The following is a 24,122-nucleotide window of genomic DNA, read 5'->3' as shown; positions in this document are numbered from 1 at the left end:
GTAAGTCCCGATTGTTCTAATGAACTTCGGGCATAACGCCTTGAAACAAGAATCCCCTTCCTTTAGGGAGGGGAGCAGTCAAAGCCTCGCTCCTTCAACAACTGAGAGATGGCATCAGCAACAGAAAGGCCTTTGCGCGTTAACTGTTTAATCGCGTTTACATCTTCTGCACGGGACGAGTACAACAGCTTGTGAAACGGATCGACGATGAGGCGGCCAATCCCGGTGCCCATTTCGGTAATAAAGAAAATTTCGGAATAGACACCCGTGACGGTATGAACCGTTTTTAGGTATTCGTAGCCGCCTTCACCTAATGGCAAACGGCCTTCTTTTTTGAGCGCGTTGATGGTTTCGGCTTTTTGGCCAAGCAGGTACATATTGGCCGAGTTTTCAGCGATGGCTTTACCTGTAGGGCTATCGTATAAATCGTTGACCGACTGCGTTACCGTCACAGCACTGCCGCCATATTTTCGAAATCGCCGGTAACCGGTTTCGATGAACTTACCGACATCACCTTGAGTCAGCAGATCCCAGGCTTCGTCGATGAACACAATCTTGCGACGATCCCGCTCACCTAAGTACATCTCTTGTTGGATTTGGTAGATAAGCTGAAGCAACACCACTTGTTGCAGATGCTTACGCCCCTTGAGCTCTTCTAACTCCAAAACGGTGAAACGGTTTTTGAAGCGAATATTGTTGTGGCCATTAAAGAAGCGGCCATATTCGCCTTGTGTCGTAAACGGATAGAGCTGCTCACCCACGTCTTGCACACGACGGTCATCGTGATTTTTCAAAGCCTCTGCCACATCATCAACCAACATCGCACGACCTTTTTTCTCCCACAGTTCACGGGTCTGACGTTTTAGGTTGGCCATCTGAAAATCGGTTAATGACTGCGTAGGTGCGGCCATTGCGGCCAATAACCCAACCAACACATCCGCTTCTTCGTCATAGTCCTCAACGATTTCAAACGGATTCAAGCAAATGCCACTGTCCCGGCCGAACTGTAAGAACTCACCATCATAGACTTCACACAGCTTTTCATAAGAGCGGCCAACATCAATCACCCAGCATTGGCCGCCTTCAGATAAGTAGGAGGAGATGATTTCGTTCACCAGGAATGACTTACCCGACCCCGATTGCGCCGCGATGCAACAGTTGTAATTACTGCCCGAGTCATAAAGGGACACACTCATGATCTGACCATTACGGGAAACAAAGTTAATCACTGGCGTGCCCGTGCCTTTCCAATCCGCAAACAAAGGCAACAGAGGGATCACATGCCGTGTCGCCATGGTCTTGAATCGAAACAAGTCGTTCATCGCCTGGCGGTCGGCACCAAATGGCAGGGCATTCAAGAAAATTGGCAAACAGAAGTACTTGTCTTCCATCAGCTCAAATCCGAGTTCTTTGAAATAAGTTCGAGCATTTGAAACAGAGCTGATGGACGCTTCTTCAGTTGGTGAAAACAGCGTTAAGGTCATGTTTGCCCGAATAGGACGATCACCTTCTTGCAAGGCTTCAAAAAGAACATCAAATCCCTTTTTCTTGGCTGCAAGCACCGGCACAAACTTGAGCATCGGGCCATAGGCCTGATTGACCGCCCATTGACGCTTCGTCTCTAAACGAGATCGCATCGCCTCAGCTGAAGGAAAGTGAATGGTGACATTCAGCAAAAAGCTTCCGCGTAAACCGCGACTGCCCGTCATCATATCGCCCGCAAAACTTGCGGCATGACCAAACCAGATCCGCTCAGGCAAGCGCTTAAACGATAAGGTTTTAACTCGGTAATCACCCAGCATAAGACCTTGGCTATCCACCTTGATAGCTCGGTCATAATCCAACACTTGCTCTCGAAGTGGTTTATCTGCCTCACTGCGGATTGGTGATGGATTGCGCCAAGAAGCATCTTTTCCCCAGTTAAGCTGCGCACTTAATGCCGCGAGCCAATTTCGGTCAGTCATCTCAGTGACACGAAAACCAACCGTTGTCAGCGCCTGCGCGAAAGAAGCACGAAGCGCGGATGCTCGACTCAACTCTCGCTCCATCGGTATAGGACTTTCCAAAGGCAATTTGCAGGTGACGATCAGTTGAAAGTTGCGTACCTGAGTCTGGGTCGATTCTTCTATCGGTTGAACCGTGCCGCCATCGAGGAAATCCGCACGTTTGCGAATAGACGCCCTGAGCAATGGATCGGATTGACGATGCCGTAAGCCCATCATTCGCTGAATGTCGGTTTGAATATCAGGCGAGGCGTATAGGCCAAATTGCAGCAAAGTGTCTTTTGGCCAGTCGTTGTTGAGTAGAACATTAACCCTGTCTGCAACAGACTCATCACCACCGGGCAATGGGTCACATAGAAAACCAAAGCCAACACTCTGGTCTTCCATGAAAAACAGTTGCTCATCGTCGGAATAGGCCAATACTGGCAACAGCTCAGAAGCGCGTTGCCCTGAATACAAAGAGGCTTTCATTAACGCCCCTCCAACCAAACAGAAAGGTCATAAGGACGGCCTCGGCTGATGCGACCATCATTGGCGACAATGAAAGGCACACCTTGAATGCCCAGGATTTGAGCCGTCACCAAAGTACGCTGCATTGGTTCTAAGTTGCAGGCATCATCCTGTTCTAGGTTACCAATCCGGCCATTCAGCAATGCATCGGTGGCCGCTTTCTTGTCACGCGCACAGCCAAGCTGGCGAACCTGACGCTCTGAATCAGGACCAAGCACTGGCACAGGGAGTATTTGGAAGGTGTATTCTTTGGTTAGCGGTAAAGCTTGTTTCAAAAGCTCATGGCAGTGCGGGCATCGTGGGTCAACAAAGACCACCACTTTCTTTTTGCCTTCGCCTAAAGTCAGTGGGTTCAAATCATCCATTTTTAAGCCAAGGCGACTTAAGTCCAGCGTGTTACCCGCTTCACGAATTTCTTCAAGGCTGGTAAGCGGCTTTTTCGACCAGGCATCATAGAGCGTGCCATCAATGACGAACCGGCCACTGTCTGACATGAAAACAATACGGCCATTGCTTTCGACCGCTTTCATACCCGTGACAGGTAAAGAAACCATGCCGTCAATTTTGCCAACGGGCGACACTTCAGACACAGGTTCAGCTTGAACCAATGGAGACAGCGCAAGCGCCAGAATAATAGGAGATAGTTTTCGCATGAGGAGTCCTCGTTAATGTAAATCGAGGCTCCAGTCTATGCAGTTGTCCTATGTGGACTCGGTTAGATAGATTGAAGAATTGGATGCCTTGCTAGGGTGCTTAACTATTTGGAAATAACTGTTAGAATTAGGAGGAATAAACAGTGTACAGCTTATAACGAGCAGAAATGAAAAAGGCCGCCTTTCAGCAGCCTCTTCAAATTCTTCTAGATTTCGCAAAAAAACCTATGATTTTAAAGCAATTTCTAGTCAGATTCTGCCCTAGAGCCATATCACGAGCCGATGCTCGGAGGGGGTGTATCTAGGACTTACAGACACAGTATAGGATTGGAGATAAAGATTTGCAAGTAGATCAAGCGTTCATCAACGCACTAGAGGTAACGCTTTCGAAGTCCCGATTGGACACCTACCGCACATACTTCAGCTGTAAAAATGATGCTGAAGCTCTTGGAACGTATCTTTGGAATAAGTCCTTATCAACAGCATTTTACCCCCTTCTTCAGGCGACTGAAATTACTTTACGAAATTCAATTCATTCAGCTGCTTCCGGCCATTTCAGTGGTAACAAAGAATGGTTTTTAATGAAGAAATTTCCCTCTGCAAAAAAAGAGGCTGAGAAGCAATACCTGAAAAAAGATCGTAAAACACCAATTACTCCCAGACCATCTTCAGATACCGTTGTAGCATCTTTGAGCTTTGGCTTTTGGGTTAATTTACTTACGCAGAATTACGATGACCCAGTAAAAAATACCAAACTTTGGCCGACATTGATTCCAAAAGTGTTCCCAAATGCAAAAAGCACGAACGCAACAAGGACCTCATTACATCATCGATTTAAATTTATAAAAGACTTTAGAAACAGGGTTGGCCACTATGAACCCATCTGGAAAATACGTGATACTGTTGACGGTGGTGGAAATATTATTCGCTTAGGTCCTACGACCCCGGAAGAAAGCATCATTCGCTTAAACGAATACGTTGATCTGATTGCAGAGAGTTTAATGTGGATGAGCTTTGAACGGTATGATTTTATTGTTGGTATGGGCATCATAGATCACATAAGACAACTATGTTCTCTTGAGGCATTGAGCCATTTTCAGGGAACAAATCCAACAAAACTAAAAGTCAACAAGTTGAAACATGAACTTTCAAAACGCCATAAAGAAAATGGTTCCGTCTCTGGGCTTTATGAACTAACAACATCACCTAAAGGCGTACATAAAGGGAGGAGCATTGTGCTTGAAGTTAAACAGATTTACCCACCAAGACTGATCAAATAAGCCAATCCTGATAAAAAATAAGGCCCACAAAGCAGTGACTTTGTAGAACCAAACCTTTTAAAGGCATATTTTGAGTTTATCAGGTGCCCAGTAAAACAGCGCTGATTGCTGGAACAGTTGTGCCAATAATTTCTTGAGAGCTGGCAACAACAGGTAAGGTTGCAGACATAACACTTTTATCGCCTACAAGCGATGGCAGAAGCGCCGTTGCTAGCCAACCGGTTTAGCTGAGCCCGTTTTTTCACACCCTGGGTGTTAAAATTTATCACCCTTTAAACTAACCAAGTCCTTTTAATCCCCCCTTAGAAACCAAGTCAACAAATTTGACACTTTTTGATGTCATTCTTGTAAACTTGTGCCCTACTAAAGTTAAGTCTACACTTATGACATGCTTAAGTGTCATCCTTGATAACTAGAGGCGTATTGTGAAAAAGGCTGAGGCAATTAAAAAGCTCTTAGAATATGACAAGCGTGGTCGCTGTGTTTTTACTAATTCAGATCTGGCCAAAATCTTTCATCAAGATAATGAACGAGCATTGCGTGCAGGAATTAAACGTTTGCAAGACGATGGCTTGCTAACTCGAATGATTAATGGTGTGTACTTATTCAATTTAGCGCAGTCGAAAGGCAGCGACACGTTGGAGCAAATTGCTAAAACTATTCGACGTGGGGAATATAACTACATTAGCTTGGAGTCTGCTCTTTCTGATTATGGTGTTATTTCGCAAATTCCAGTAGATAGGTTAACTGTTATGACAACGGGACGTTCCGGTGAATTCAAAACACCTTTGGGTACAATTGAATTTACGCATACAAAGCGAAATCCGATAAACATTTTAGAAAATACCAGTTTAGTTGGCAGACCACTTAGGTTAGCAACGAAACAAACTGCATACAGAGACCTAAAACGAGTTGGCAGAAATACCCATCTAGTTAACGATGATGCAATGCATAGTAGTTGAACAACTGCAATTGGGGCGCTCTGCCAAGCAAATTTCATCCAGCCAACTACAACCGCTTTTCCCTATCACAGACCCCAAAAGATAATGTGTATCTGTTGACTACACGCTAAAACCGTTTAAACTGTGTATTAAGTAGATATACAGAGGATGGTGTCATGGCTACAAAGACAGCCCCAATCAACATGCGAGTACTGCCATCGGTAAGAGACATCATCGATGCCGCAGCAAGTTTAAAAAAAGTTGATAGAACCGTGTTCATTCAGCAAGCAGCGCTCAATGAAGCGCATAGTATACTGGCAGAACAGCGGGATTTTGTTCTTGAAGCAAAGGCTTTTGAAGCGTTTGATAACGAACTTCGTGCAGAGCCACAGACTCTTGGAGGCATGAAAGATCTGTTTAAAAGGAAAGCGCCTTGGGAATAAGTGCACCAACACTACTCGCTGATGAGCACCAAATTGACGCCTTTCAATGTGGCATCGAAGAACTCGATACCTGGTTAAGAAAACAGGCGTTAAAAAGTCAAAAACGGGGAACCGCGAGAGTGTATGTGGTCAATGACACTGATACTCATCAAGTGGTTGGGTACTATGCCATTGCCATGGGATCAGTTTCAAGAGAGCAAGCATTCAGTTCACTAAGACGAAATAGTCCTGATCCCATTCCCATGGTGATTCTAGCAAGGCTTGGGGTGGATAATGTCTATCAAGGTCAAGGCATTGCAGCCGGTCTTTTAAAAGATTGCATCATTCGCTCAGTACAAGCAATGAACGCTGTCGGTGGAGCAGGAATCTTAGTCCATGCTATTGATAGCAGTGCGCAAACGTTCTACAAAAAATTTGGCTTCAAAGAATCGACGATTGATCCTTTAGTACTCATGACACGGATCTGCGATATAGAAAAATCATTGCCCACAGAGCGAGATGACGGCTCCCCTTTGACATGAGAAGCCGCCAATATTATCAAGTGCCTAGTAAAACGGCGCTGATTGCTGGAACAGTTGTGCCAATAACTTCTTGAGTGCTGGCAACAACAGGTAAGGTTGCAGACATAACACTTTCAACGACGGTTGGCGTATTGTAGAGACCCATACCGCCACCAATGCCCAAGGCAAAAGCCATCAAGCTTTGGCGAGCGATACCGCCCACAATACCCACCAGAACCATGGCTCCCGCTACGATCCGTCCCAAAGTACCTTGGGTCCAATCTTTTAGGGTATCCCACACATCGGTGAAAGCATCACCACCGGTGCCCGCAAATGAGGGCTCCGAAATCATTAACGCCATTAAACCAAGCGCACCAATGGTCATTAGGCGCTGAGTTTGAATGGTGCGAACTGCATTTGTCATTCGTTAGTTTCTCCGTAGATACTCAAGTTATCGCGCTTACCATCAGCTCCCGCTGAGGCTGAATCGCTTTGAGTCTGAAGTGGACGTAGCACTGGCGAAACCGTTCGAGGTGCTGACACCCCAATATCCCACCGGCGCGGTTCAATTTCGGTAAACACGTAGCTGGATAAATTCAGATCTCCACGGTCATCCTCCCAAGGCGCAATCCAAATTCGCATCACTCTTGAAGGAATGCGAATAGGTGCAGATTGCTGCGTCTCAGGTAATGCTGGATGGCTCAGCAGTCCTGTCTCTAAATCAGATTGTGAATACCCAGAGGGAGAACCAATTCGAGTCGCCACAGCATCAATCGTCTTGGGTGCAGCGCCATTACTGGTAAGCTCATAGACTTCACGAGCGGATAAACAGCGCACACCGTCAGGCATACCTGGGCATCCATATTCACTACTCCCAAGACCCAATGAACTACAGCCAGACAATAAGGTTGAGCCGACTGCCAATAAAAGTAAGCCAGCTTTAGACCACTGTTTTGACTGGTGCTTTGGGTTGTTCTGCATTGATGTCGTCATGGTTAACTCTCCTCTGGATACACATCTTATTGTCTGAAACGGACTTCGATCGGTTAGCAACATGCAGGATTTTTTCATCTTCTTGCACCTCCCCCTTGCGAAGTGGCCAACGACAACGAGGCACCACGAGTGACTATGACTTCAATTTTCCTTGCAGCGTCTACCTCTATGACTGGGAACATATTTTCAGCCATGTCCAAATAGAACTTGGCCACGCGATCCAATGCTTTACCGGTGCCTTTAATCGCAGCACCTTGTAATGCTTCTTGGCTCATGACTTGCTGGTACAGCTGAGTATCACCGGCATTACCCGTCTGAATCGTCGGAACAGGATTTACATCAAATGCGCCAGCCAACCCCTGAAGGAACCCGGCCATCATCGATTTAGCCACCAGTTGGCCTTGTTTCGACACTAATCGGCCACGAATACCGGCTTTGCCGTCTTCACCCACGGCATAAGAATCCAGTCGCGTTTCAATGACGCCACCATCTTCTCTCACACATGAAATGGTCTCGCCTCGCAAATAGGCACGCTCAGAGCTCAAATCACCGTAACCTGCGGCGATCAAGAAACACTCTTTGATATCCGCTCTAAATCGGTTGGGTAAAATGGCTTCCTTTTGAATCCTCAGCAATGCAGGAAAAGGTTCGCGTCTTGCGGACTCGTGAGTAGGGGCATCCAAACCTGTGATCAAAGTACCTGAGATGATGCTGCCCGCCGGTAGATACAAAGGCGGCGCTTCTTGCACAACAACGTCTGGTTCAGCAACCACTTCAGGCTCAATCATACGAATCGTGATTGGCGGCAATGGAACATCCCGAGCTCGTGTACCTTGGCCATTGGCTGGCTGCTGATAGAGCGGATCAGGCAGCGGCGCATTGGCAAAATAGTCGTCTGGGTTAGACGGCAGAGGCTTTTCGTCTTTAGGCAATTCCATGGCAGATAAAGGCACTTCAAAACGGCTATTTGTGCCTTCAACTGCTGCATCACCTCCTGCGCGAACATCATCAAGTTCCGCTCTAAGGCGAGCCAACTCCGCATTGACCTCACTTGGTATAGAAGGCGAACCTGGGCTTAGCCGTCCTGAATCGACGTCACGACGCAAGCGCTCAACTTCACGACGTAACTGTTCATTGCGCTCACTGAGTAGTTTTACGTTCGCAGCCAAACTATCGACCCCAACATCACGAGTATTGGTATCCGTAAGAATGTGCCGGATCGTTTCCTGTCTGTTCCGACTACTTGAGCCATCGTCAGGATTAGGTGAAAACACCATCACCATAAGAATGAGACCACCAGCAATACCAGCAACCGATAGGCCACGCTTCATGTTCGGGCTCATTTGTTCCCATAGTGCTTTCATCGTTATTCACCTCCCACAAGAAGCGAAGGTCGCTGACTTTCCACCGCTTCTTCACGATGATTGCGAACAACCACATACAACTCAGTCTTTTCACCCGGCAACAAGATATTGCGAGGCCAGTAGGCGCTTGCCACTATATCCGGTGCATGACAGGCTATTTCACTGGCTTCTATCGGCTCATCGGCAAAGCTTTCAACCAGACCTACGTAGACGGTGAAGTAATGTCCCGTCACAATTTGCCCCTGCTTAAAACCAAACTTTAAACCTGGCTGAAAACATTTCGGGCTTGTGTCAGTTTGGCCAGCTAAACGGATGTCATAGCCTTGTGGCAACTCATTTAGTGCAAGGCGTCTGAGTAAATCACGTAAGCTATCGACGTATGGCTGAGCCGTTTCCCAAGTGGCGGCTTTTCGGTTAACGACGCCCTTAATAGGCCACTGCTGACCATCAATAGCTAAGGTGATTTCACGCGGTGGAATACGACGAGGTACTAATGTGACAGATAATGCGGGCGCTTCCTGACCAGGCGGAGTGATGTAAAGTGAAACCGGTGATTCTTTGTCCGTGGCCACATATACAACATTCCCCTTGATTTGCGTCTGAGCATCACTGGTTGTTCTCACCTGAGGCGATTCAAACGGCGTCACAATCCGATTCAGATGGCCAAGTGCCACAGGGATCAGTTCATTGACTCCCGGTGTCATCAGTAGCGTTGTTGGCGCATCCGTTGAAACCGTATTGCTTTGAACCGGTGGATTTGCAGTAGCAGACTGCTTCATCACACTGGCTGGCACAATTGGCAATTCCACGTCTGCATACGACGCTTGAGATAACAGGACGCCACTCAAGCTGGTTGCAATTAAGCTTGGTGTCATCCATCGACTAATTTTGGTTCGCATCATTCACCCTCCGGTTTTGCTCTTGGGTCAACTTTTCACGAACGCGCTTCGTTCTAGCTTGCCCCTCGTACGTATCCATCCAACTGAGCTTTGGACGGTATTGCTCAATATCGATGTCAAACTCATAGGTGCGAGTTTGGCGTTGCTCATCGCCAGATGGCCCAGAGACCAAGGAATAACCGGTCACAAAGACATGGCCGGTTTCATACTCGTATTCCACTTGTCTGGGTTGGAATTTGAGCGTGACTCGGTCTTCACGGATTTGTCTTGCCTGAATCTCCAGTGCATCGACCACTTGCTGGTACACCGCTGGAGAAAGTAGCGGCTCAATGGCAACCCGGATGAAAGACACATTACCCGGCGTCACGTTGCCCATAAGCTCAGCCAGGTATAGCCCCCAGGATTCCAGGTAATGTTGAGTAGCTTGGTTTCGTGACACTTCAGCCGTTTCAGATAAGGTTGGCGGTTGAATAGCTACCACGGTATTGCGAGAAAATGCCGCTACCGCAAGCAGCAAATTAGATAGCACCAGCACCGCAATCAGGAACCGTTGCCATCGGTTCTCTAATTGCGTGCCTTGCCATGATTTTAAAAACACGTCGAACTTCACGGCAGATAGCTCCTGATAAATGGGTTAGGGATCGTCTTGGCTTTGGTTGGCAACAGTCCGACCCAGTAAATGGCGTGAAGAATAAAACCATCTGGGCGACCATCACGAAAACGCCGATAGAGCTTGGTTGTCACCAACCCCAACAGGCATAAAACCAAGGCATTACCGGTAAAAATGCCGATCACTAGCCCCAACAGAATGGGAGCCATCTCATCGGCACTCCAAAGCAGGAAGTGCGGCGGGTCGTCGATATAGGATGGAATATTTACAGGTTCCATAGTCACTCCTCGTTGTTTAATTTGAGAAGTGAAGAATGCCTTGGGATTGGCAGCTTCAGTGGTCAGCTAGATGCCGAATTCTTGAAGGTTTTGAGGTGGCTTAGTGATTCTGTACTTACAATCAGATTGATATCGCAACCTTAAGGGTTACAATTAGCTCATGGTAATTCGCACGTTACATTCAGATTCAATGGACGAGATGCAGAAATTGTTAACTACGAGTTTTATAACCAATGACTATGCATAACCCTGCTCACCCTGGTGAGATATTAAAAGAGATGGTCATCGAGCCGTTGGAGTTGACGATTACCGATGTTGCAAAACACTTGAATGTAAGCCGTAAAACCCTATCCAAGGTATTGAACGGACGAGGTGCAATAACTTCGGAAATGGCTGTACGCTTGGAGCTGGCTTTTGCTAAACCCTCTGCTGACCACTGGTTGCGCCTGCAAAATGCTTATGATTTATCAGCTCTCAGAAATCAAAAGACAACGCTGAAAGTCCAATCTTATGAACTAGCTTAGGGGTAAATTAGGGGTAAAATTGATGTCTCTAAAAACATTGAAAGGAAAGGCACTTAAAAATCAAAGTGTTGCACGTGAATATCATAAACTAAGTCGAGAATTTGCACACATCGAACGGAAACTTACACGTAAAATCGCTCGAACACACAAACCTTAAGCTAGTTGAAAACTGTCGCTAGTTCTATTGGCGTATTCTCTCAATGTTCGTATTTTTAACTCAAGTGCGCGAGCTTATAACGTGTGCTCCTCCCTCCGGCTTCACTTTTTACCAAGCAACCAATCTCGACCAACACCGCTAAATGACGAGAAGCGGTTGGCTTACTCACTTTTGCCACTTTATGGTATTGCGACGTATTAATGCCTTGGTCAAAATCTCCATCAAGCATTCGATTGAGCACTTTTACTTGCTCTGAGGACAGTCGCGTTTGATCGACATTTCGCCAGAAGTTTGTTTTAAAAACCGTTTGGTCGATTTCTTCGAGCACATTGGTGAAGGTTTCACCTAAGGTGTTTAAAAACCACATAAGCCAAGCGGTAATATCAAGTTCACCTTTCTGGGATTGCTCTAATATTTCGTAGTAGCTTTTACGGTTGGCTAGAATCGCCACTGACATTGCATAGAATCGGACAGATTGGCGCTCAGCCTGGGCCAGCGCCAAATCAGTGAGTAAGCGGGTGATCCTGCCATTGCCGTCATCCAAAGGATGGAGCGTCACAAACCAGAGATGTGTTATCGCAGCTCTAAGTAATGGATCTAAAGTTGGGTCCTCACGAGAGTCATTAAACCAGCGAATAAACACGTCTAGTTCGGACTCAAGTACATCTCGGCTCGGCGCTTCAAAATGCACCGTGGGTTTATCAATCCTACCTGATACAACCTGCATAGGCTCTTCGCCGCGTAACTGCCCTCCTATAACAGGGTTGAACAAGGTGTAGCCCTCAGGAAACAGTCGTTTATGCCATTGTAATATTCTCTCAAGTGAGAGCGGCGAGTCTAAATTCTCCACCGCATCTAACATTATTTCTGCAAGGCCATCAGTGCGTTCAGTGGTTGGAAATGGTTTTTCTTCAGAAAGACCAAGTTTATTAGCCAACGACGAGCGAACAGAAAAAGCGTTGAGCTTCTCACCTTCAATGGCACTCGAATGAGTAATGTTCGCCAATAGCGTGTCTAACATACTTTGCTTTTGGTCTTTAGGTTGGCTCGACATCTTGCCCACCAACACCCCTTGGTGAAAGCGAATGTCTCGTAACTTGGGGTCAATAACCTTTTCATCCCAGATAAAGTTTGGCCAGTCAGCTTGTTGCCAGATCCACATCTTGTCACCTTTTGATTTAAATAACAGCACATTCAAATCATAGCACGATTCGAATAAAACCAACAATCACATCCAATAATGATGCGAATAATGCAGGTATTCATATCATCTTTCGATGTTATCACCTGTCTTGGCAGTCATTAACACTGGCCTCATATCTTCTTCTGCAAGTGACTTAACGCCAATCCCGCCATTAATGCCAAGCCGATGATCAGCGACGGTAACACCACCGGTGGAATAGCCAGCGGGGCGAACAATCCCATAAACAGCAAAATGACGCCTGAGCCCAGGGTAATCATGCTGTAGCGGTGAATGATAGGGCTCGAAAAATCAAAGGTTGTCTTCTTAATTTTCCAGGTCATCAAGCCGTCCCACAGCGCCGGTAACATGAGAATAAGCGCAAAGGGCAACCAGACCATCAGCAAAGCAAATCGAGTGAACACCTGGTACAACACATCAAAAAATGCCTGAATACGGTCTTCTACCCAGACAAACCAAAAGCCTCCCATGTTCTCCATCCCTTTAGAACGAAGTCGCTGTTCTTCAGTGGGGATTAGAAAATCTCGCACAGATTTCTCCATCTGCGTATCCACAATCCATGACTGATACCAGCCATGGCTAGTTTGACCAATCCAATAGCTTGTTTGTGCGCCCAATTGATTTTGGATCATCTGCTTCTCTTTACTAATAACCCGGCCAGTCCAATCACCGGGCACTAACACGCCAATGGCAATAATCTCTAGCATCAGTGCCAGACACAGCAGCCAAACCGACTTATGCTTGCTCATGCCAAACATCCTCTTCTACTCGCGCCAGCATGGCTGCAACGGTTGGCGTCATAATCCGGGCTTTAATCACTTGTTGAAGCCGCTTTGTCGTCGTATGACCACTTTCATAACGCACATCGATGCGTCCTTCAGCTAAATACGCCATCCGATTCGGACGATTACGCATCCAGGTGTGGAAATAGACACCATCCACAGCGGCCCACTCGAAATGGTCAGGATCACGCAGGCGAATCCCCGTTAAAGCACTGGCGGCAGTCCAAGTCAGTGCCTCAATGAAATGCCACAGGCGCACACTGTCATCATCACAACTGACTTCTTCATAACTGCCCAAGCCATTACACAGACACAAATCAAAGATGGAATGGCCATCTAACGTGAGCGCATCCGTTAAATAGTCCGCCAAACAGTGCACTGAAGCCAAAGCGTGAGGCCAATCGGTTTCAAGCAGTCTTAAAGCTTCCTTGAACTGAGGGTTATGTTGCTGCCACTGAGCGAGCATTTCTTTACTGGTAAGTGTTGTCATTTTCAGACAGACAGAATGATGCATACAGACTCCTTATGCTGCCTGTGTAGAGCTGGTTAAAATAGGAATGCGACCTTTAATCACACGGCCACCTGAAAGCTTGGCGATGTACTCCAGGTTGGGAAGCTGGCCTAATAACTGCGGTGGAAACATATCGCCTTCTTCCTCCATCAAGCGCTCGCCATGATTGCCGGTAAATAACGCGGGGCTGTCCGAGTTTGACGACATACCTTGAGTTTGCATGATGTACTGGAACCGAGTCTTAGGCAGATTGTCGGTAATGTACTGCTGCGTTTCGGCATCCATCACCCGAAGGGCTATCAGGTTGTTGATGTTACCTAACACCTGGCGAGCCTTAGCTTCGCTGCCTGTACGAGCGGCAAAGTCAGCAAAGGTCTGAGTAGCAATCACACAACGCATTTTTGCGCCACGGCCTTTGTTGAGCAGTTGAATGAAGGGATCGTTGACGACTTCAGCCGCCTCATCGATGAAGATATTTACGGGACGATTATCAACACCATAGTTATAGCGGTCACCGGCCACGGCGGTGAGATCCGATAAAAGCAACGAACCGATGGCGCTGCCAACCATGGCGTCAGTTAATGAATCCAAGCCGATATACGCCACTTGGGCATTGTTGATAATACGGCCAGAATCCGTAATTAACCGACTGTCATCCACATCGTTTGCAATCGGTGATAACAGTGGGCCCAATTCACTTGATGTGAGCATATTGAGCACCGGCATCAGTGAGGCCACCATCTTTGAATAGTGGGTTCTATCGTGCTCAAACATGCTCAATAGCCCCTCCAAATCGGTATTGGCGGCAACAGGCTGAATGCGTTCGTAGTAGAAAAGCAGCATCGCCATGGCTTGTTTAGCCAAGGTATTGGCCTTTTCGGTAAAGCGCTTGATCTCCACACTAAAGTTCGGATACACCTGCTCCCCCCAGGCTGTGACGGCTTTTACTACCAAGCCTTCCGGGCCACCTTCCAAGAATCGTCTCAGTGTTTTCAGATCAGGACGCTGTGAAGTAAGCAACAAACCTTGCACTATGTTATTCAGTGCCATTTGGCCAAAAGCTTTAAATGGATCAGCACCGGTTTCAGATGGTATTAATGCCGCAATTCGGCTGGCAATTTCAGTGCCTCGGTTAAAGTTTCTCAGGGGATTAAGACGTACTGAATGCTCTGGAAAACCCGGATGAAAATACACAAAGCGCTCAGGACTACCGGCGGCAATACAGGCTCGCTGCGCATTATCCTTAAGCTCCTTGTCTCCCTTGGGGTCAATAATAATCACGGCTTCATTGCGCAAAATGGCCTGAGTGATCATCGCATCAAAGCAACGGGTTTTTCCGGCACCGGTCGTACCGACAATTAAGGTATGCCCCTCAGTGTGTCCAACTGGTTGGTACACATCTTCTTCTTTGGGCTCGACACCATGAATCCAGGTCGAACCCATTTGGCTATTCTTTCGATAAGAGGCGTGACCCTGGTTAAGCAAGGTTTGCTTATCACGTTTTAATATTTCATAAACACGTTGAGCATGACGCTGGTCCCACTCAAAGCCATAACCTAACCACAATTCATCAGGATGTTTTGCCATCACCTTTTGCAAATGCGACAGCGCCATAAAAGCCAATGGTTTTCCTTTTAGTCCCTTCTGCAATTTATAAAGACGATAAGCCTCAGGCAGGCGGTAAAACGCCATGCCCGAGGAAATCCCTGTCATCCACCAAAATGGCTCAGGTGGTAGCTCCGTCAGCATTTCTGCGGCAATCGCCCCTGTTGCACCAACCAGCCAACCTGCTGCTGCCATGGCTTCATAATTCGTGCGCCAAGGCATCTCATATGCGTTTTCTTTCATTCATGCTCCGCAAATAACCGTTTGCAATCCGCTTAATTTCAAATGGATTAACGTTTAGCGTGAGCGGTAAACAGAACCGTTTCCCCCTCATCAAACTGGCATTGGTCACTGGCCGAGATCCCCCGAAGCAGTTGTCCGGCTGGAATGCCATGCTCATTGGCGACTTGGCGTAAGGTTTGAATCGTGACGCGAATACCATCGGCACTATGATCCACGTCTGGGTAATCGCCATCGGTCAGTAAGATGGGCAAATCTTTCACAAAATTAACCATCTGTTGGCGCTGCGCGTGTTTAGGGTCTGTACTTAAGTTCGCATTGGCCGCAATCGGCTTTTGCTTACGCACCGCTGTTGTGGCGGGCTCTTTTGCTTGAGCATTGCTTGTATTAATTCGACTCGGACGCAGTGAAGTCTCTTCGTTCTGAATAGCTGCCGCCGGTTCTGCATCTTGTTTGGAGAGGTCTATCAGTGCAGTTAGCACTTTTGAAATCGATACCTTCAGCAGTAACCCTTGCTCCTGAACGCCATTATTCGAGGTCACAGTTCTGGCCTTACGTGTTGGGTTTGCGGGATCTAATTCAAGCCAATCTAATTGACTGAGTTCAGCAAGCAGTTTTCGAGGAGCACACCAAGGCCTTACGGCATCGGGATAGCGGATCAGTATCTGTTCACCAACCACAACCAGCGCACTGCTGGCTTCTGGGAGCCACGCCAAAGATTCAGGTAGATTCAATGCCTCTGCAACGTGCTGGATTACGTTATTTGAGATAGCGCCATCATTTAAATTGTTAGGCTTTTCATATCCATCACCCGGAACATTTTCATTTGCCTGAAGGTGATTAACATCACTGGCATGACGAAGTTCATCATCTTGTTCGGACGATTTTGTCGATGGTGACTCAGTTGAATTGCTGTGATCGATTGATGATGACTCTTCAGGCAAGTCTGAATGCTCACTGGAACGACTCTGAGGCTCTGCTTGTGTTTGCTGTGTTGCTTCCCACTCAGGTTTGCTGAACAGTCTCACGCTACTTGGTACATTCGAGCTGAACAATAAATCGGCCTCAGATATATGCAGCATGGGTAGCCAGATTGGCTTGTCGTCTTTGATCAGCACTTCAGGGGCAAGGCTTTCATATCGCTCATTTGAGGCGGATTTCGTGGCTAATCCTCGCTCAATGAGGATGTCCGCAAGGGTATCGGGATCTCTTGGGATGCCAGGTATCTTGTCTTTGGCCAATAGCTCAATGATGTCCTTAGCCGCGCTTTTCCAAACCAGGTAAAGATGGGTTGATTGATTCGATTTTCGTACCCAGACTCTGGCGTCTCGCTGATTGACTAACCACTGGGAACTGGCAAGTAATCGCCTCATGGCATCAAGTAGATAGCGCTCTACTGGGACACCAAGCGCGTTGTCGTCAACGGAAATTCGTTGAGCCTTCAGGTCTCGCTGGACACTGGTTTGGTCGGCTTCAATGACCAATTTAGACAGGACATGCTCGGGATCGGTATTGCCAATCGCTTCTAGCATGGCTTGCAAAATTTCAGGGCCAGGTTGAGTTAACCAGGCGAGCAACTCAGGTGTCATCACCCGGTTTAACACCAGAATTGAGAATTGCTCGTGCCGCTTGCACCGTCCGTCGCGCCAGCGAATAAAATAACGTTCAATGCTATTATTATTGGTCCACTGAGATAATGTTTCTAAAAAAGGGTTCCACTGATAGCGTCCATCTTCGTCTGTGATGGACAGGTCTGAAACGGGTTTACCAATATCATGGAACAAACCGCCTAATGCCGCCGCAACACGCCACCTTGGTTCCAGTTCTTTTTTTTCAACCGGGGTGCCACTGGCAACAAAGATGATCCCTTCAGCTGCTTGTGCCGCCCAGAAAGCAACTTCCAACGAATGACGAAATAGACCACCAGCACCACTGTGATGATGATGCTCAGAAGCTGGCAGCAAGTGGACATACGCAGCCAGATGATCAATGCAGGGCTGAATCAACCGTTGAAAATCACGCTGGTTGAAGCCAAGTACCTGGCGAAGTTTGGCAATTAGCTCGTCTTGTGTGGACTGCAAATCCTCGGGTGATGCAGCTGGCAACCCCTTCAGGAATGGCGGATAGCGTGGAATTTCCGTGTCCGGTTGCAATGACAGCTCTGGTAGTGCTTTGGTTTGAAAAAATAGGTTTTTGAACATAGTGAACCTCCGACACGATAGTGTGAAGGTTCAATCTGGTGTTGTCGGTTGATTAGACTCAAATAAACTATATCTTTTAGTACACCCTCATTTTACCTGAACCACCCACCAATTGAGCTACAACGAACTAACACCTATCGCTGAACTACTATATAACTGTCATGATCAGCTGATTTTACAGTAAAGTTCCATTTGCAGGCTTCTGTCGCTTCATAGTTCACATCAGAAAAATCGAAACGCTCACGTGAATATGCCCTTCGACTCGTCCAATAACCCATGCCCTGATCTAAGATTATTTTTACGATTGAAGTGTCCGACAGATGAATAACTAGAGACCTGCCATGTGGCATATTTCGTGGTTCACAAACCTCACTATAAACCTCCAAGTTCAGCTGTCTTCCTAAAGTGTTAATAAAATCAGCTAGAGATCCATCATCGTAAAAATTGTCAGCAACGCAATATGGACTGCGCCCTCTATGATCCTGCTTCGGCTGTGCAGTCATGATTTCAGCAATAAAATCACCTATCGCACGCTTTAAACTTGCCATTAAACTGACTATTAGATGGGCACTAATTGGGCTCACAATATATTTATCAAAATATTCTATTCTTTCAACACGATTATGAAGCTTATCCTTTAAGCCTTCTACATGATCAAATCAGAAACCAACAAACTCTTCACCAAAACACAGAACATTGACATCTAGACGGTCGTCAATGTTCTCTATGATAGTGACCCCACTATTATTTAGCCGTGAATTCAGCAATCGCGTCTGGAGCAGACTCTTGGCCACAGGACATCAAGTGCTTCCATGGATCTTTAAGAAAGCGCTCGAATGTGATGCCAAATTCAATGATGCGGGCAGAGATGAAGATTTCGCCCCAGTATTCAATGTAGGTGTCTTGGTACATGGAAAGATTCCTCTTGTTGGTTAAACCATGAGTTCACTTTCCATTTTCCAGAGGTTTTCAAATATGCAAGAGGCTATGACAAAGCTTTAAATCGATTGCGGGCATCTTTGTAGTCATAGTGAGCATGTTCTGAGCCACGATGGTACAAATCATCCAGGTAAGTTTGTTCCTGCGGCAGCTCGTCTTCGCTGATTTCGCGCCACCAATGCTTGTTGGCACCTTTAACACCGTCATGCCAGCGGTAACCACGCTCTTTTAGATAGTCCTTTACATCAAACGACGCACCAAACGCACGAACTAGCACAGTACGCCTGTCTGCTTCTGACAATAAGTTTGCAACGGACTCGGACAACAAATGGAACAACCAGGCCATCGCCAAACAATCGGTTGCAGCTCGGTGTCCTTCATAGAACCAACCTAAGCGAAGCAGCAGGTACTCAAGTTTTCGACTTTCAAAACCCAGCGCCTTCCAATCTATGCCACTGGCTGAACAGGCCCAAGACAGATGTCCTAATGCAGCAAACCGCTTTTCAAAGAAAGGACGATCAAACTGTGCATTGTGTGCAACCACCAGCGGATCATCGGATAACCAACTCGCTACCAGTGAATCATCAATGTGCTGGCCTTGCACCATATCATCGGTGATACCGGTTAACTCGGTAATCAGCTCGGGGATTGGCTTGCCGGGATCTTCATACAAGCTGATCACATCAACAATCGACACAATCCGCTTAGCCGAGGGGCTGTAAAGCACCTTAACCATACCAAGCTCAATAATGGACTCGTCATCGGCAGACAGTCCGGTTGTCTCTGTATCGAGCAGCACCATTGGCTGTTCATCACCGACCACAGGAGAGAGTTCAAGTGGCCAGGACTGCGGCTCACGCGTTAATGGAATACGCTCCAGCAATCTAAAATCTTCTGGTCTGTCAGGGATATCCGCGAGGCGCTCTAGCGGAAATAGCGCAGGGGCTCTTGTCATTGATGGTTCCTCTTCAATTCTATTGTTCGCTTTAGGTGATTTCACTGTGCCACAGGTTGTACAAAATGCACCTTGGATACCTCAGCGTTTTTTTAATCTTTCTACTGGGTGAGCCCATGTATGAAGGCTTTGGCTAAGCCTTTCAGAAAGTCAAAGTCTTAGCTAAACCCTTTAGGTAACCCTTACCGATACCCTTAACGTATGGCTTAGTCAACCCCTTTTCAAACGGTTGCAAAAGGCTTGAACCGAGTTCGACTGAGCATTTTAATGATGCTTCTGACTTCGCTTTAAGCCTGTAAATTCAATACGAAGCAGAATTTTACTAACTGTTTTGAAACCCTTTGCGAAGGGTTCAACAAGCCTTATCTGACGGTTACTCGACCCATGCGTTAACCAGTAGCAGTAACAGGATCAGTAACAGAAACAAGAGCAGTAGGCAGAAGCAGTATTGTCCAAGCCTTGCAGGCTTTGACTAGGGCGAGCGATCCCCCACATCAAGCTTTTCAACACAAAAAAGAAATCACCCACGACACAACGTCTTACTCGAACAACTACGTTTTACCTACAATTTTACTTGTAGAAATCAGCATAGCATTAGATACTGTATAAACAAACAGTGTTAATTCTATTTTTTCGAGGTTCGTCATGAGTGTCTCGCTGATAGGCCGTAGCGGCGCACTTGCCTTCATCAAAGCCAAGCGCCTTCGTATTCCATTGTTCATGGAACGTGTTTCTGCTGGTTTTCCCTCACCAGCGCAGGATTATGTTGAGCAAACGCTCGACCTCAACGAGCTGTGCATCAAGCGACCGGCTGCAACGTTCTTTGTACGTGTTGAAGGTGATTCAATGATTGATGCCGGGATTCACCCAGATGATATTTTGGTGGTTGATCGCTCTGTTCAAGCCGAACACGGTGACATTGTCATCGCGGGTATCCATGGTGAACTCACGGTAAAGGAGCTTCAACTCAGGCCGTGCGTCAAGCTGATCCCAAGAAACCAGGCGTATGAGCCCATCCATATTCCTGAAGGGACTGAGTTAGAGATATTTGGTGTGGTCACCAATGTAGTGCGAAACATGCGCCGCAAGTCGTGACTATCCCATGCCTGTATTTGCCTTGGTGGACTGCAACAATTTTTACGCCAGTTGTGAGAAGCTGTTTCGTCCTGATTTAAAAGATACGCCAGTTGTGGTGCTGTCCAACAATGACGGCTGTGTGGTTGCACGCTCGCGTGAAGCCAAGTCACTCGGTATTAAAATGGGCGTACCCGCCTTTCAGATCAAAGCTGAAATACAGCGTCATGGCATTTTGGCTTTTTCGTCCAACTATGCGCTGTATGCAGATTTAAGCAGTCGAGTGATGCGCACTTTGGAAGAGATGGCGCCACGAGTAGAGGTTTACTCCATTGACGAAGCGTTTTTGGACTTAACCGGTATTGAGTCTGCCATATCCCTTGTCGAGTTCGGACAACAAGTGCGAGAGCGGATAGGTAACTGGATTGGGATCACCGTCTGTGTAGGCATTGCACCGACTAAAACACTCGCCAAACTGGCAAACCATGCCGCCAAAAAGTATCCAGCCACTCAGGGCGTTGTAGACCTGACCAATCCAGATCGGCAACGTCGATTACTCGCATTAGTTCCGGTTGATGATGTTTGGGGAGTTGGTAGACGGCTTTCTAAGCGTTTAAATGCGTTGGGTATCACCACAGCCTTAGACCTAGCCAATGCCTCTCCTAGAGCCATCAGAGACCAGTTTTCGGTGGTTTTAGAGAGAACCGTCAGAGAGCTCAATGGCGAGTCGTGCATTGAGCTTGAAGAGATCCCGCCAACTAAGAAACAAATCGTCTGTAGCCGTTCATTTGGCGTAAAAGTAACGCACTTTGAATTGTTACGTGAAGCTGTATGCGAATACGCTACCCGCGCCACTGAGAAGCTTCGCAAAGAACAGCAGCAAGCCAAAGTGCTGACCGTGTTCATACGTACCAGCCCCTTTAAGGACAACGAACCGCAATACAGCAACTCTGCATCGGGCGAGTTGCTGATCCCCAGTTACGATACACGAGATTTTATCGAACTGGCCAATCACTTACTCAAGCGGATATGGAAGGATGGTTTTCGTTATGCCAAAGCGGGCGTCATGCTGTCTGACTTTTACGATCCAGGCATGTTTCAACCAGGACTATTCGATGACGTATCGACCCGCTCTAATAGCCAACAGTTAATGTCTGTATTGGACACCATTAACCAAAGTGGTGCCGGAAAGGTTTTCTTTGCTGGACAAGGTACGAAGGAAGATTGGTCGATGAAGCGAGAGCATTTGTCTCCCGCCTACACAACACGCTGGGACCAGTTGCCGCGAGTGAAGTAGCGCAGTTAACTCAATAGGCATTCACTCTGCGACGCAGCATGTTGAGCTTATCAACCTGGCGTCGAATATCACTGAAGAATTCTTCTTTCTCCATGGCCAGCGCTAGCTCCCATTCTTTGGCCAAACCTTGGCAGTCCAAAAATGCGTATCTCAGCTTCGTCTTTGAAATACGCAGCCCTTTACTAAAGACTACACGCTTGCCTCGTTGACCGTGAAAGCTGTTGATATACCACTCTATGCCAAAGCCATACTTAAAGTCTCTGATACGGACACCAAGCAGCCCCCAGTCTTTAAAGGGCGCATTCTCGCGAACCTTGTAATGGGTAACCCAAAAGTCATCAACTTCAGCTCGTGCCAGTGCTTTTAGCCTGTCCGTTTCTTGCTGAAGTAAATCTGATACCTCTGCTTTCCATTGTTCATTGACGATTTCTACCAAACCAATTTCCCCATCCAATTAACCCCAAAAGCCAAAACCACTATCCGTTTGGCTTTTGGATCGAAACGCCAAACGTAAAACTGCCGTAACAATCACTGTTTGGCGTCTCGATATAAATCAACTCGCGCAATCCCATACCTGACAAGGGATACAGGCCGATTTTACTTAAAAACGCCTAAAAAGACGTATTGCCATGAAAATACAAACCGTTTGGCAAGTTCAGGCCAGAATGCAAACGACGTTTGGCGTCTCGATTTTTTTGGCTCAGTCATCCGCCGCCAAACAGAGCCTATTCTCATACTTTTGCGAAAATGCAATAGGCAGATAGATGAAAGGATTTGTCACCTTTCTGCCCACCGCCAGTACACCGAATCCTGATAATGACATTTGAGTGAACCGCCAGAGCACTTGGACATGCCCAAGCGTGAACAGCGCGGTTAGTTGAAAACCGTTAGAGCACTTTGAGTGCACAGGAGATAAGTATGTTTGTACTAGGCGTAGATATCGGTTACTCAAACCTGAAGCTGGCAATTGGCCAATCAGGCAGTGAACCGAAAACCATTATTCTGCCTGCGGGTGCCGGTCCTGCGGATCGTATGCCGGAGCGTATCGGTGGAGGCGATGATGAAACTTGTTTGTATGTGTCTGTCGATAATGAGCGTTGGGCCGCTGGAGTGCCTGCTGGACGCCTTCAAGGCTGGGAGCGAGAGCTTCACCCGGAGTATCCCACCACAAAGACCTATAAGGCGCTTTTTCATGCCGCCTTGTTAATGGCTGAAACTGACTCCATCGATTTGGTTGTCACTGGATTACCGGTTTCCCAGTTTCATGAACCACAACGTAAGTCTGACCTTGTGCAGCGTTTAAAAGGTGTCCATCAAGTGACACCTAAGCGCAGCATCACTGTTCATGACGTCAAAGTGCTGCCGCAGCCTGCCGGTGCCTACATGGATCTGGTTCAAACAGGTGGTGATTTGGGCTTGATTGAAGAAGGTCGCGTCGTCGTCATCGATCCCGGCTTCTTTTCTGTTGACTGGGTTGCCCTTGAGGCCGGAGAAATTCGCTACAGCTCATCAGGAACCAGTCTTCAGGCGATGTCCGTGCTACTGGAAACCATTGATAAGCTGATTTCGGAAGATCACGGTGCCAAAGTCGGAATGGATCGACTTGAAAAAGCCATGAGAACCGGCGACTTGCAGGTGCTGCTATTTGGAGAAAAAGTCGATATTTCACCTTATCTGAATGCTGCCATGAAAAAGGTAGCGCCTGTCGCTCTTACAGCCATGCGCCAATCCATGCGTGACGAAAGCATTAATGCGGACTTGGTATTGATCGCCGGAGGTGGAGCCTTGGCTTATAAGGAAGCGGCCAAGGAGATTTTTTCACGAAGCAAGATTATCGTGCCGGAACAGCCGGTTTTGGCGAATGTCCGAGGCTTCTGGTTTTATGGGGCGTGATCATGAGAGTCGTCGTCAACATTCCCCCAGGGAGCCACCCTGAACTGCTCAAAGAATTAGAAAAGACGCCGCCACGGGAACGCGCTGAGCGCCTGCGGATGCTGGCCACCTTTGGCTTAATTCACATGAGCCAACCCAATCTATCCACGTCATCTGCACCGGTGGATGGCCATGCTCCAGAAGTTGAAATTACTTCTGTGAGTACAGCGCCAGAACCCAAAGCAGAATCACGTAAACAATCATTAAAATCAAAACTTCGGTTTGACTAA

Annotated in this window: 25 protein-coding genes and 1 pseudogene; 9 read left to right on the top strand and 17 right to left on the bottom strand. The window is 47.2% G+C overall.

Annotation, left to right across the window (positions count from 1 at the left end; all coding sequences use genetic code 11):
- Positions 1 to 62: 62 nt before the first annotated feature.
- A complete protein-coding gene (gene traC, locus J8Z28_RS01355) occupies positions 63 to 2,474 on the bottom strand; it encodes a type IV secretion system protein TraC (protein WP_250659736.1) in 2,412 nt (803 codons plus the stop codon).
- On the bottom strand, positions 2,474 to 3,166 hold the full coding sequence (locus J8Z28_RS01350; protein WP_024103821.1) for a DsbC family protein: 693 nt from the start codon (positions 3,164 to 3,166) through the stop codon (positions 2,474 to 2,476). The genes traC and J8Z28_RS01350 overlap by 1 nt, the downstream gene beginning before the upstream one ends.
- 341 nt (positions 3,167 to 3,507) lie before the next feature.
- Here J8Z28_RS01350 and J8Z28_RS01345 point away from each other — a divergent pair, with 341 nt between their 5' ends.
- The 4 genes from J8Z28_RS01345 to J8Z28_RS01330 all read left to right on the top strand — a co-directional run bounded on the left by J8Z28_RS01345 (position 3,508) and on the right by J8Z28_RS01330 (position 6,351).
- On the top strand, positions 3,508 to 4,446 hold the full coding sequence (locus tag J8Z28_RS01345) for an Abi family protein (RefSeq protein WP_250659735.1): 939 nt from the start codon (positions 3,508 to 3,510) through the stop codon (positions 4,444 to 4,446).
- 425 nt (positions 4,447 to 4,871) lie between these two features.
- Positions 4,872 to 5,408, top strand: coding sequence for a type IV toxin-antitoxin system AbiEi family antitoxin (abiEi, locus tag J8Z28_RS01340; protein ID WP_134990655.1), 537 nt, complete (start codon positions 4,872 to 4,874; stop codon positions 5,406 to 5,408).
- 155 nt (positions 5,409 to 5,563) lie between these two features.
- Positions 5,564 to 5,830, top strand: coding sequence for a type II toxin-antitoxin system TacA family antitoxin (locus J8Z28_RS01335; protein ID WP_250659734.1), 267 nt, complete (start codon positions 5,564 to 5,566; stop codon positions 5,828 to 5,830).
- The gene (locus tag J8Z28_RS01330; protein ID WP_250659733.1) at positions 5,821 to 6,351 is read left to right on the top strand and encodes a GNAT family N-acetyltransferase; all 531 of its coding nucleotides are present in this window, start codon (positions 5,821 to 5,823) and stop codon (positions 6,349 to 6,351) included. The genes J8Z28_RS01335 and J8Z28_RS01330 overlap by 10 nt, the downstream gene beginning before the upstream one ends.
- A 16-nt stretch (positions 6,352 to 6,367) precedes the next feature.
- Here the strand turns inward: J8Z28_RS01330 and traA are convergent, their stop codons facing one another.
- The 6 genes from traA to traL all read right to left on the bottom strand — a co-directional run bounded on the left by traA (position 6,368) and on the right by traL (position 10,474).
- Positions 6,368 to 6,754: a TraA family conjugative transfer protein gene (gene traA, locus J8Z28_RS01325; protein ID WP_000180225.1), complete on the bottom strand. Its 387-nt coding sequence runs from the start codon at positions 6,752 to 6,754 to the stop codon at positions 6,368 to 6,370.
- The gene (traV, locus tag J8Z28_RS01320; RefSeq protein WP_001944091.1) at positions 6,751 to 7,323 is read right to left on the bottom strand and encodes a type IV conjugative transfer system lipoprotein TraV; all 573 of its coding nucleotides are present in this window, start codon (positions 7,321 to 7,323) and stop codon (positions 6,751 to 6,753) included. The genes traA and traV overlap by 4 nt, the downstream gene beginning before the upstream one ends.
- Before the next feature lie 74 nt (positions 7,324 to 7,397).
- Positions 7,398 to 8,687: a TraB/VirB10 family protein gene (locus J8Z28_RS01315; RefSeq protein WP_250659732.1), complete on the bottom strand. Its 1,290-nt coding sequence runs from the start codon at positions 8,685 to 8,687 to the stop codon at positions 7,398 to 7,400.
- A 2-nt stretch (positions 8,688 to 8,689) separates the two neighbouring features.
- Positions 8,690 to 9,586, bottom strand: coding sequence for a TraK domain-containing protein (locus J8Z28_RS01310; protein WP_250660363.1), 897 nt, complete (start codon positions 9,584 to 9,586; stop codon positions 8,690 to 8,692).
- Positions 9,570 to 10,196 carry a TraE/TraK family type IV conjugative transfer system protein gene (locus J8Z28_RS01305; RefSeq protein ID WP_217875232.1) on the bottom strand — a complete coding sequence of 209 codons (627 nt, stop codon included), beginning with the start codon at positions 10,194 to 10,196 and terminating at the stop codon, positions 9,570 to 9,572. Before J8Z28_RS01305 ends, J8Z28_RS01310 begins: the two co-directional genes overlap by 17 nt.
- Positions 10,193 to 10,474, bottom strand: a complete 282-nt coding sequence (traL, locus tag J8Z28_RS01300) for a type IV conjugative transfer system protein TraL (RefSeq protein ID WP_040132784.1) — start codon at positions 10,472 to 10,474, stop codon at positions 10,193 to 10,195. Before traL ends, J8Z28_RS01305 begins: the two co-directional genes overlap by 4 nt.
- A gap of 233 nt (positions 10,475 to 10,707) precedes the next feature.
- On the opposite strand from traL, the gene J8Z28_RS01295 reads away from it, so the two are divergent.
- Entirely contained in the window at positions 10,708 to 10,998 is a 291-nt protein-coding gene (locus tag J8Z28_RS01295) for a HigA family addiction module antitoxin (RefSeq protein ID WP_250659731.1), read from the top strand.
- 212 nt (positions 10,999 to 11,210) lie between these two features.
- Here the strand turns inward: J8Z28_RS01295 and J8Z28_RS01290 are convergent, their stop codons facing one another.
- The 8 genes and pseudogenes from J8Z28_RS01290 to J8Z28_RS01255 all read right to left on the bottom strand — a co-directional run bounded on the left by J8Z28_RS01290 (position 11,211) and on the right by J8Z28_RS01255 (position 19,589).
- Positions 11,211 to 12,317 (bottom strand): Fic family protein, encoded by a 1,107-nt coding sequence (locus J8Z28_RS01290; RefSeq protein WP_250659730.1) that lies wholly within the window; start codon positions 12,315 to 12,317, stop codon positions 11,211 to 11,213.
- A 152-nt stretch (positions 12,318 to 12,469) separates the two neighbouring features.
- Entirely contained in the window at positions 12,470 to 13,105 is a 636-nt protein-coding gene (locus J8Z28_RS01285; RefSeq protein WP_250659729.1) for an IncC plasmid conjugative DNA transfer DtrJ family protein, read from the bottom strand.
- On the bottom strand, positions 13,092 to 13,652 hold the full coding sequence (locus tag J8Z28_RS01280) for a conjugative transfer protein (protein ID WP_074989428.1): 561 nt from the start codon (positions 13,650 to 13,652) through the stop codon (positions 13,092 to 13,094). Before J8Z28_RS01280 ends, J8Z28_RS01285 begins: the two co-directional genes overlap by 14 nt.
- Before the next feature lie 9 nt (positions 13,653 to 13,661).
- Positions 13,662 to 15,497, bottom strand: a complete 1,836-nt coding sequence (traD, locus tag J8Z28_RS01275) for a conjugative transfer system coupling protein TraD (protein WP_217875236.1) — start codon at positions 15,495 to 15,497, stop codon at positions 13,662 to 13,664.
- Between the two features lie 47 nt (positions 15,498 to 15,544).
- Positions 15,545 to 17,695 (bottom strand): MobH family relaxase, encoded by a 2,151-nt coding sequence (gene mobH, locus J8Z28_RS01270; RefSeq protein ID WP_217875237.1) that lies wholly within the window; start codon positions 17,693 to 17,695, stop codon positions 15,545 to 15,547.
- 134 nt (positions 17,696 to 17,829) lie between these two features.
- A pseudogene (locus tag J8Z28_RS01265) lies at positions 17,830 to 18,327 on the bottom strand (hypothetical protein); the annotation flags it as partial.
- A gap of 112 nt (positions 18,328 to 18,439) precedes the next feature.
- Complete coding sequence (locus J8Z28_RS01260) at positions 18,440 to 18,607, bottom strand: hypothetical protein (RefSeq protein ID WP_217876817.1); 168 nt, start codon at positions 18,605 to 18,607, stop codon at positions 18,440 to 18,442.
- A 73-nt stretch (positions 18,608 to 18,680) separates the two neighbouring features.
- Positions 18,681 to 19,589: a 3'-5' exonuclease gene (locus tag J8Z28_RS01255; RefSeq protein ID WP_250659728.1), complete on the bottom strand. Its 909-nt coding sequence runs from the start codon at positions 19,587 to 19,589 to the stop codon at positions 18,681 to 18,683.
- Between the two features lie 645 nt (positions 19,590 to 20,234).
- Here J8Z28_RS01255 and umuD point away from each other — a divergent pair.
- Together umuD and umuC are read left to right on the top strand one after the other, a co-directional pair.
- The gene (umuD, locus tag J8Z28_RS01250; RefSeq protein ID WP_011788455.1) at positions 20,235 to 20,684 is read left to right on the top strand and encodes a translesion error-prone DNA polymerase V autoproteolytic subunit; all 450 of its coding nucleotides are present in this window, start codon (positions 20,235 to 20,237) and stop codon (positions 20,682 to 20,684) included.
- Positions 20,685 to 20,691: 7 nt separating this feature from the next.
- Entirely contained in the window at positions 20,692 to 21,960 is a 1,269-nt protein-coding gene (gene umuC, locus J8Z28_RS01245; protein WP_250659727.1) for a translesion error-prone DNA polymerase V subunit UmuC, read from the top strand.
- Positions 21,961 to 21,970: 10 nt separating this feature from the next.
- Here umuC and mobI read toward each other — a convergent pair whose 3' ends face one another.
- Positions 21,971 to 22,396, bottom strand: a complete 426-nt coding sequence (gene mobI, locus J8Z28_RS01240; RefSeq protein ID WP_425322347.1) for a conjugative transfer protein MobI(A/C) — start codon at positions 22,394 to 22,396, stop codon at positions 21,971 to 21,973.
- 482 nt (positions 22,397 to 22,878) lie between these two features.
- Between mobI and J8Z28_RS01235 the strand changes: the two genes are divergently transcribed.
- Both J8Z28_RS01235 and J8Z28_RS01230 read left to right on the top strand, forming a co-directional pair.
- Complete coding sequence (locus J8Z28_RS01235) at positions 22,879 to 23,853, top strand: ParM/StbA family protein (RefSeq protein ID WP_217875243.1); 975 nt, start codon at positions 22,879 to 22,881, stop codon at positions 23,851 to 23,853.
- Positions 23,854 to 23,855: 2 nt separating this feature from the next.
- Positions 23,856 to 24,122, top strand: coding sequence for a hypothetical protein (locus J8Z28_RS01230; RefSeq protein WP_064663272.1), 267 nt, complete (start codon positions 23,856 to 23,858; stop codon positions 24,120 to 24,122).

The sequence above is a fragment of the Pseudoalteromonas sp. SCSIO 43088 genome (assembly GCF_023650795.1).
In the GTDB taxonomy this organism is placed as follows: domain Bacteria; phylum Pseudomonadota; class Gammaproteobacteria; order Enterobacterales; family Alteromonadaceae; genus Pseudoalteromonas; species Pseudoalteromonas shioyasakiensis.
Note: the sequence above shows the minus strand (reverse complement) of the source record. Positions and strands in the feature narration are given on the sequence as shown.

Excerpts from the sequence above, each read along its gene's own strand:
- traC (WP_250659736.1), bottom strand. The coding sequence starts at position 2,474 with ATGAAAGCCTCTTTGTATTCAGGGCAACGCGCTTCTGAGCTGTTGCCA.
- J8Z28_RS01350 (WP_024103821.1), bottom strand. The coding sequence starts at position 3,166 with ATGCGAAAACTATCTCCTATTATTCTGGCGCTTGCGCTGTCTCCATTG.
- J8Z28_RS01335 (WP_250659734.1), top strand. The coding sequence starts at position 5,564 with ATGGCTACAAAGACAGCCCCAATCAACATGCGAGTACTGCCATCGGTA.
- traA (WP_000180225.1), bottom strand. The coding sequence starts at position 6,754 with ATGACAAATGCAGTTCGCACCATTCAAACTCAGCGCCTAATGACCATT.
- traV (WP_001944091.1), bottom strand. The coding sequence starts at position 7,323 with ATGACGACATCAATGCAGAACAACCCAAAGCACCAGTCAAAACAGTGG.
- J8Z28_RS01315 (WP_250659732.1), bottom strand. The coding sequence starts at position 8,687 with ATGAAAGCACTATGGGAACAAATGAGCCCGAACATGAAGCGTGGCCTA.
- J8Z28_RS01310 (WP_250660363.1), bottom strand. The coding sequence starts at position 9,586 with ATGCGAACCAAAATTAGTCGATGGATGACACCAAGCTTAATTGCAACC.
- traL (WP_040132784.1), bottom strand. The coding sequence starts at position 10,474 with ATGGAACCTGTAAATATTCCATCCTATATCGACGACCCGCCGCACTTC.
- J8Z28_RS01295 (WP_250659731.1), top strand. The coding sequence starts at position 10,708 with ATGACTATGCATAACCCTGCTCACCCTGGTGAGATATTAAAAGAGATG.
- J8Z28_RS01290 (WP_250659730.1), bottom strand. The coding sequence starts at position 12,317 with ATGTGGATCTGGCAACAAGCTGACTGGCCAAACTTTATCTGGGATGAA.
- J8Z28_RS01285 (WP_250659729.1), bottom strand. The coding sequence starts at position 13,105 with ATGAGCAAGCATAAGTCGGTTTGGCTGCTGTGTCTGGCACTGATGCTA.
- J8Z28_RS01280 (WP_074989428.1), bottom strand. The coding sequence starts at position 13,652 with ATGCATCATTCTGTCTGTCTGAAAATGACAACACTTACCAGTAAAGAA.
- traD (WP_217875236.1), bottom strand. The coding sequence starts at position 15,497 with ATGAAAGAAAACGCATATGAGATGCCTTGGCGCACGAATTATGAAGCC.
- mobH (WP_217875237.1), bottom strand. The coding sequence starts at position 17,695 with ATGTTCAAAAACCTATTTTTTCAAACCAAAGCACTACCAGAGCTGTCA.
- J8Z28_RS01260 (WP_217876817.1), bottom strand. The coding sequence starts at position 18,607 with ATGTACCAAGACACCTACATTGAATACTGGGGCGAAATCTTCATCTCT.
- J8Z28_RS01255 (WP_250659728.1), bottom strand. The coding sequence starts at position 19,589 with ATGACAAGAGCCCCTGCGCTATTTCCGCTAGAGCGCCTCGCGGATATC.
- umuD (WP_011788455.1), top strand. The coding sequence starts at position 20,235 with ATGAGTGTCTCGCTGATAGGCCGTAGCGGCGCACTTGCCTTCATCAAA.
- umuC (WP_250659727.1), top strand. The coding sequence starts at position 20,692 with ATGCCTGTATTTGCCTTGGTGGACTGCAACAATTTTTACGCCAGTTGT.
- J8Z28_RS01235 (WP_217875243.1), top strand. The coding sequence starts at position 22,879 with ATGTTTGTACTAGGCGTAGATATCGGTTACTCAAACCTGAAGCTGGCA.
- J8Z28_RS01230 (WP_064663272.1), top strand. The coding sequence starts at position 23,856 with ATGAGAGTCGTCGTCAACATTCCCCCAGGGAGCCACCCTGAACTGCTC.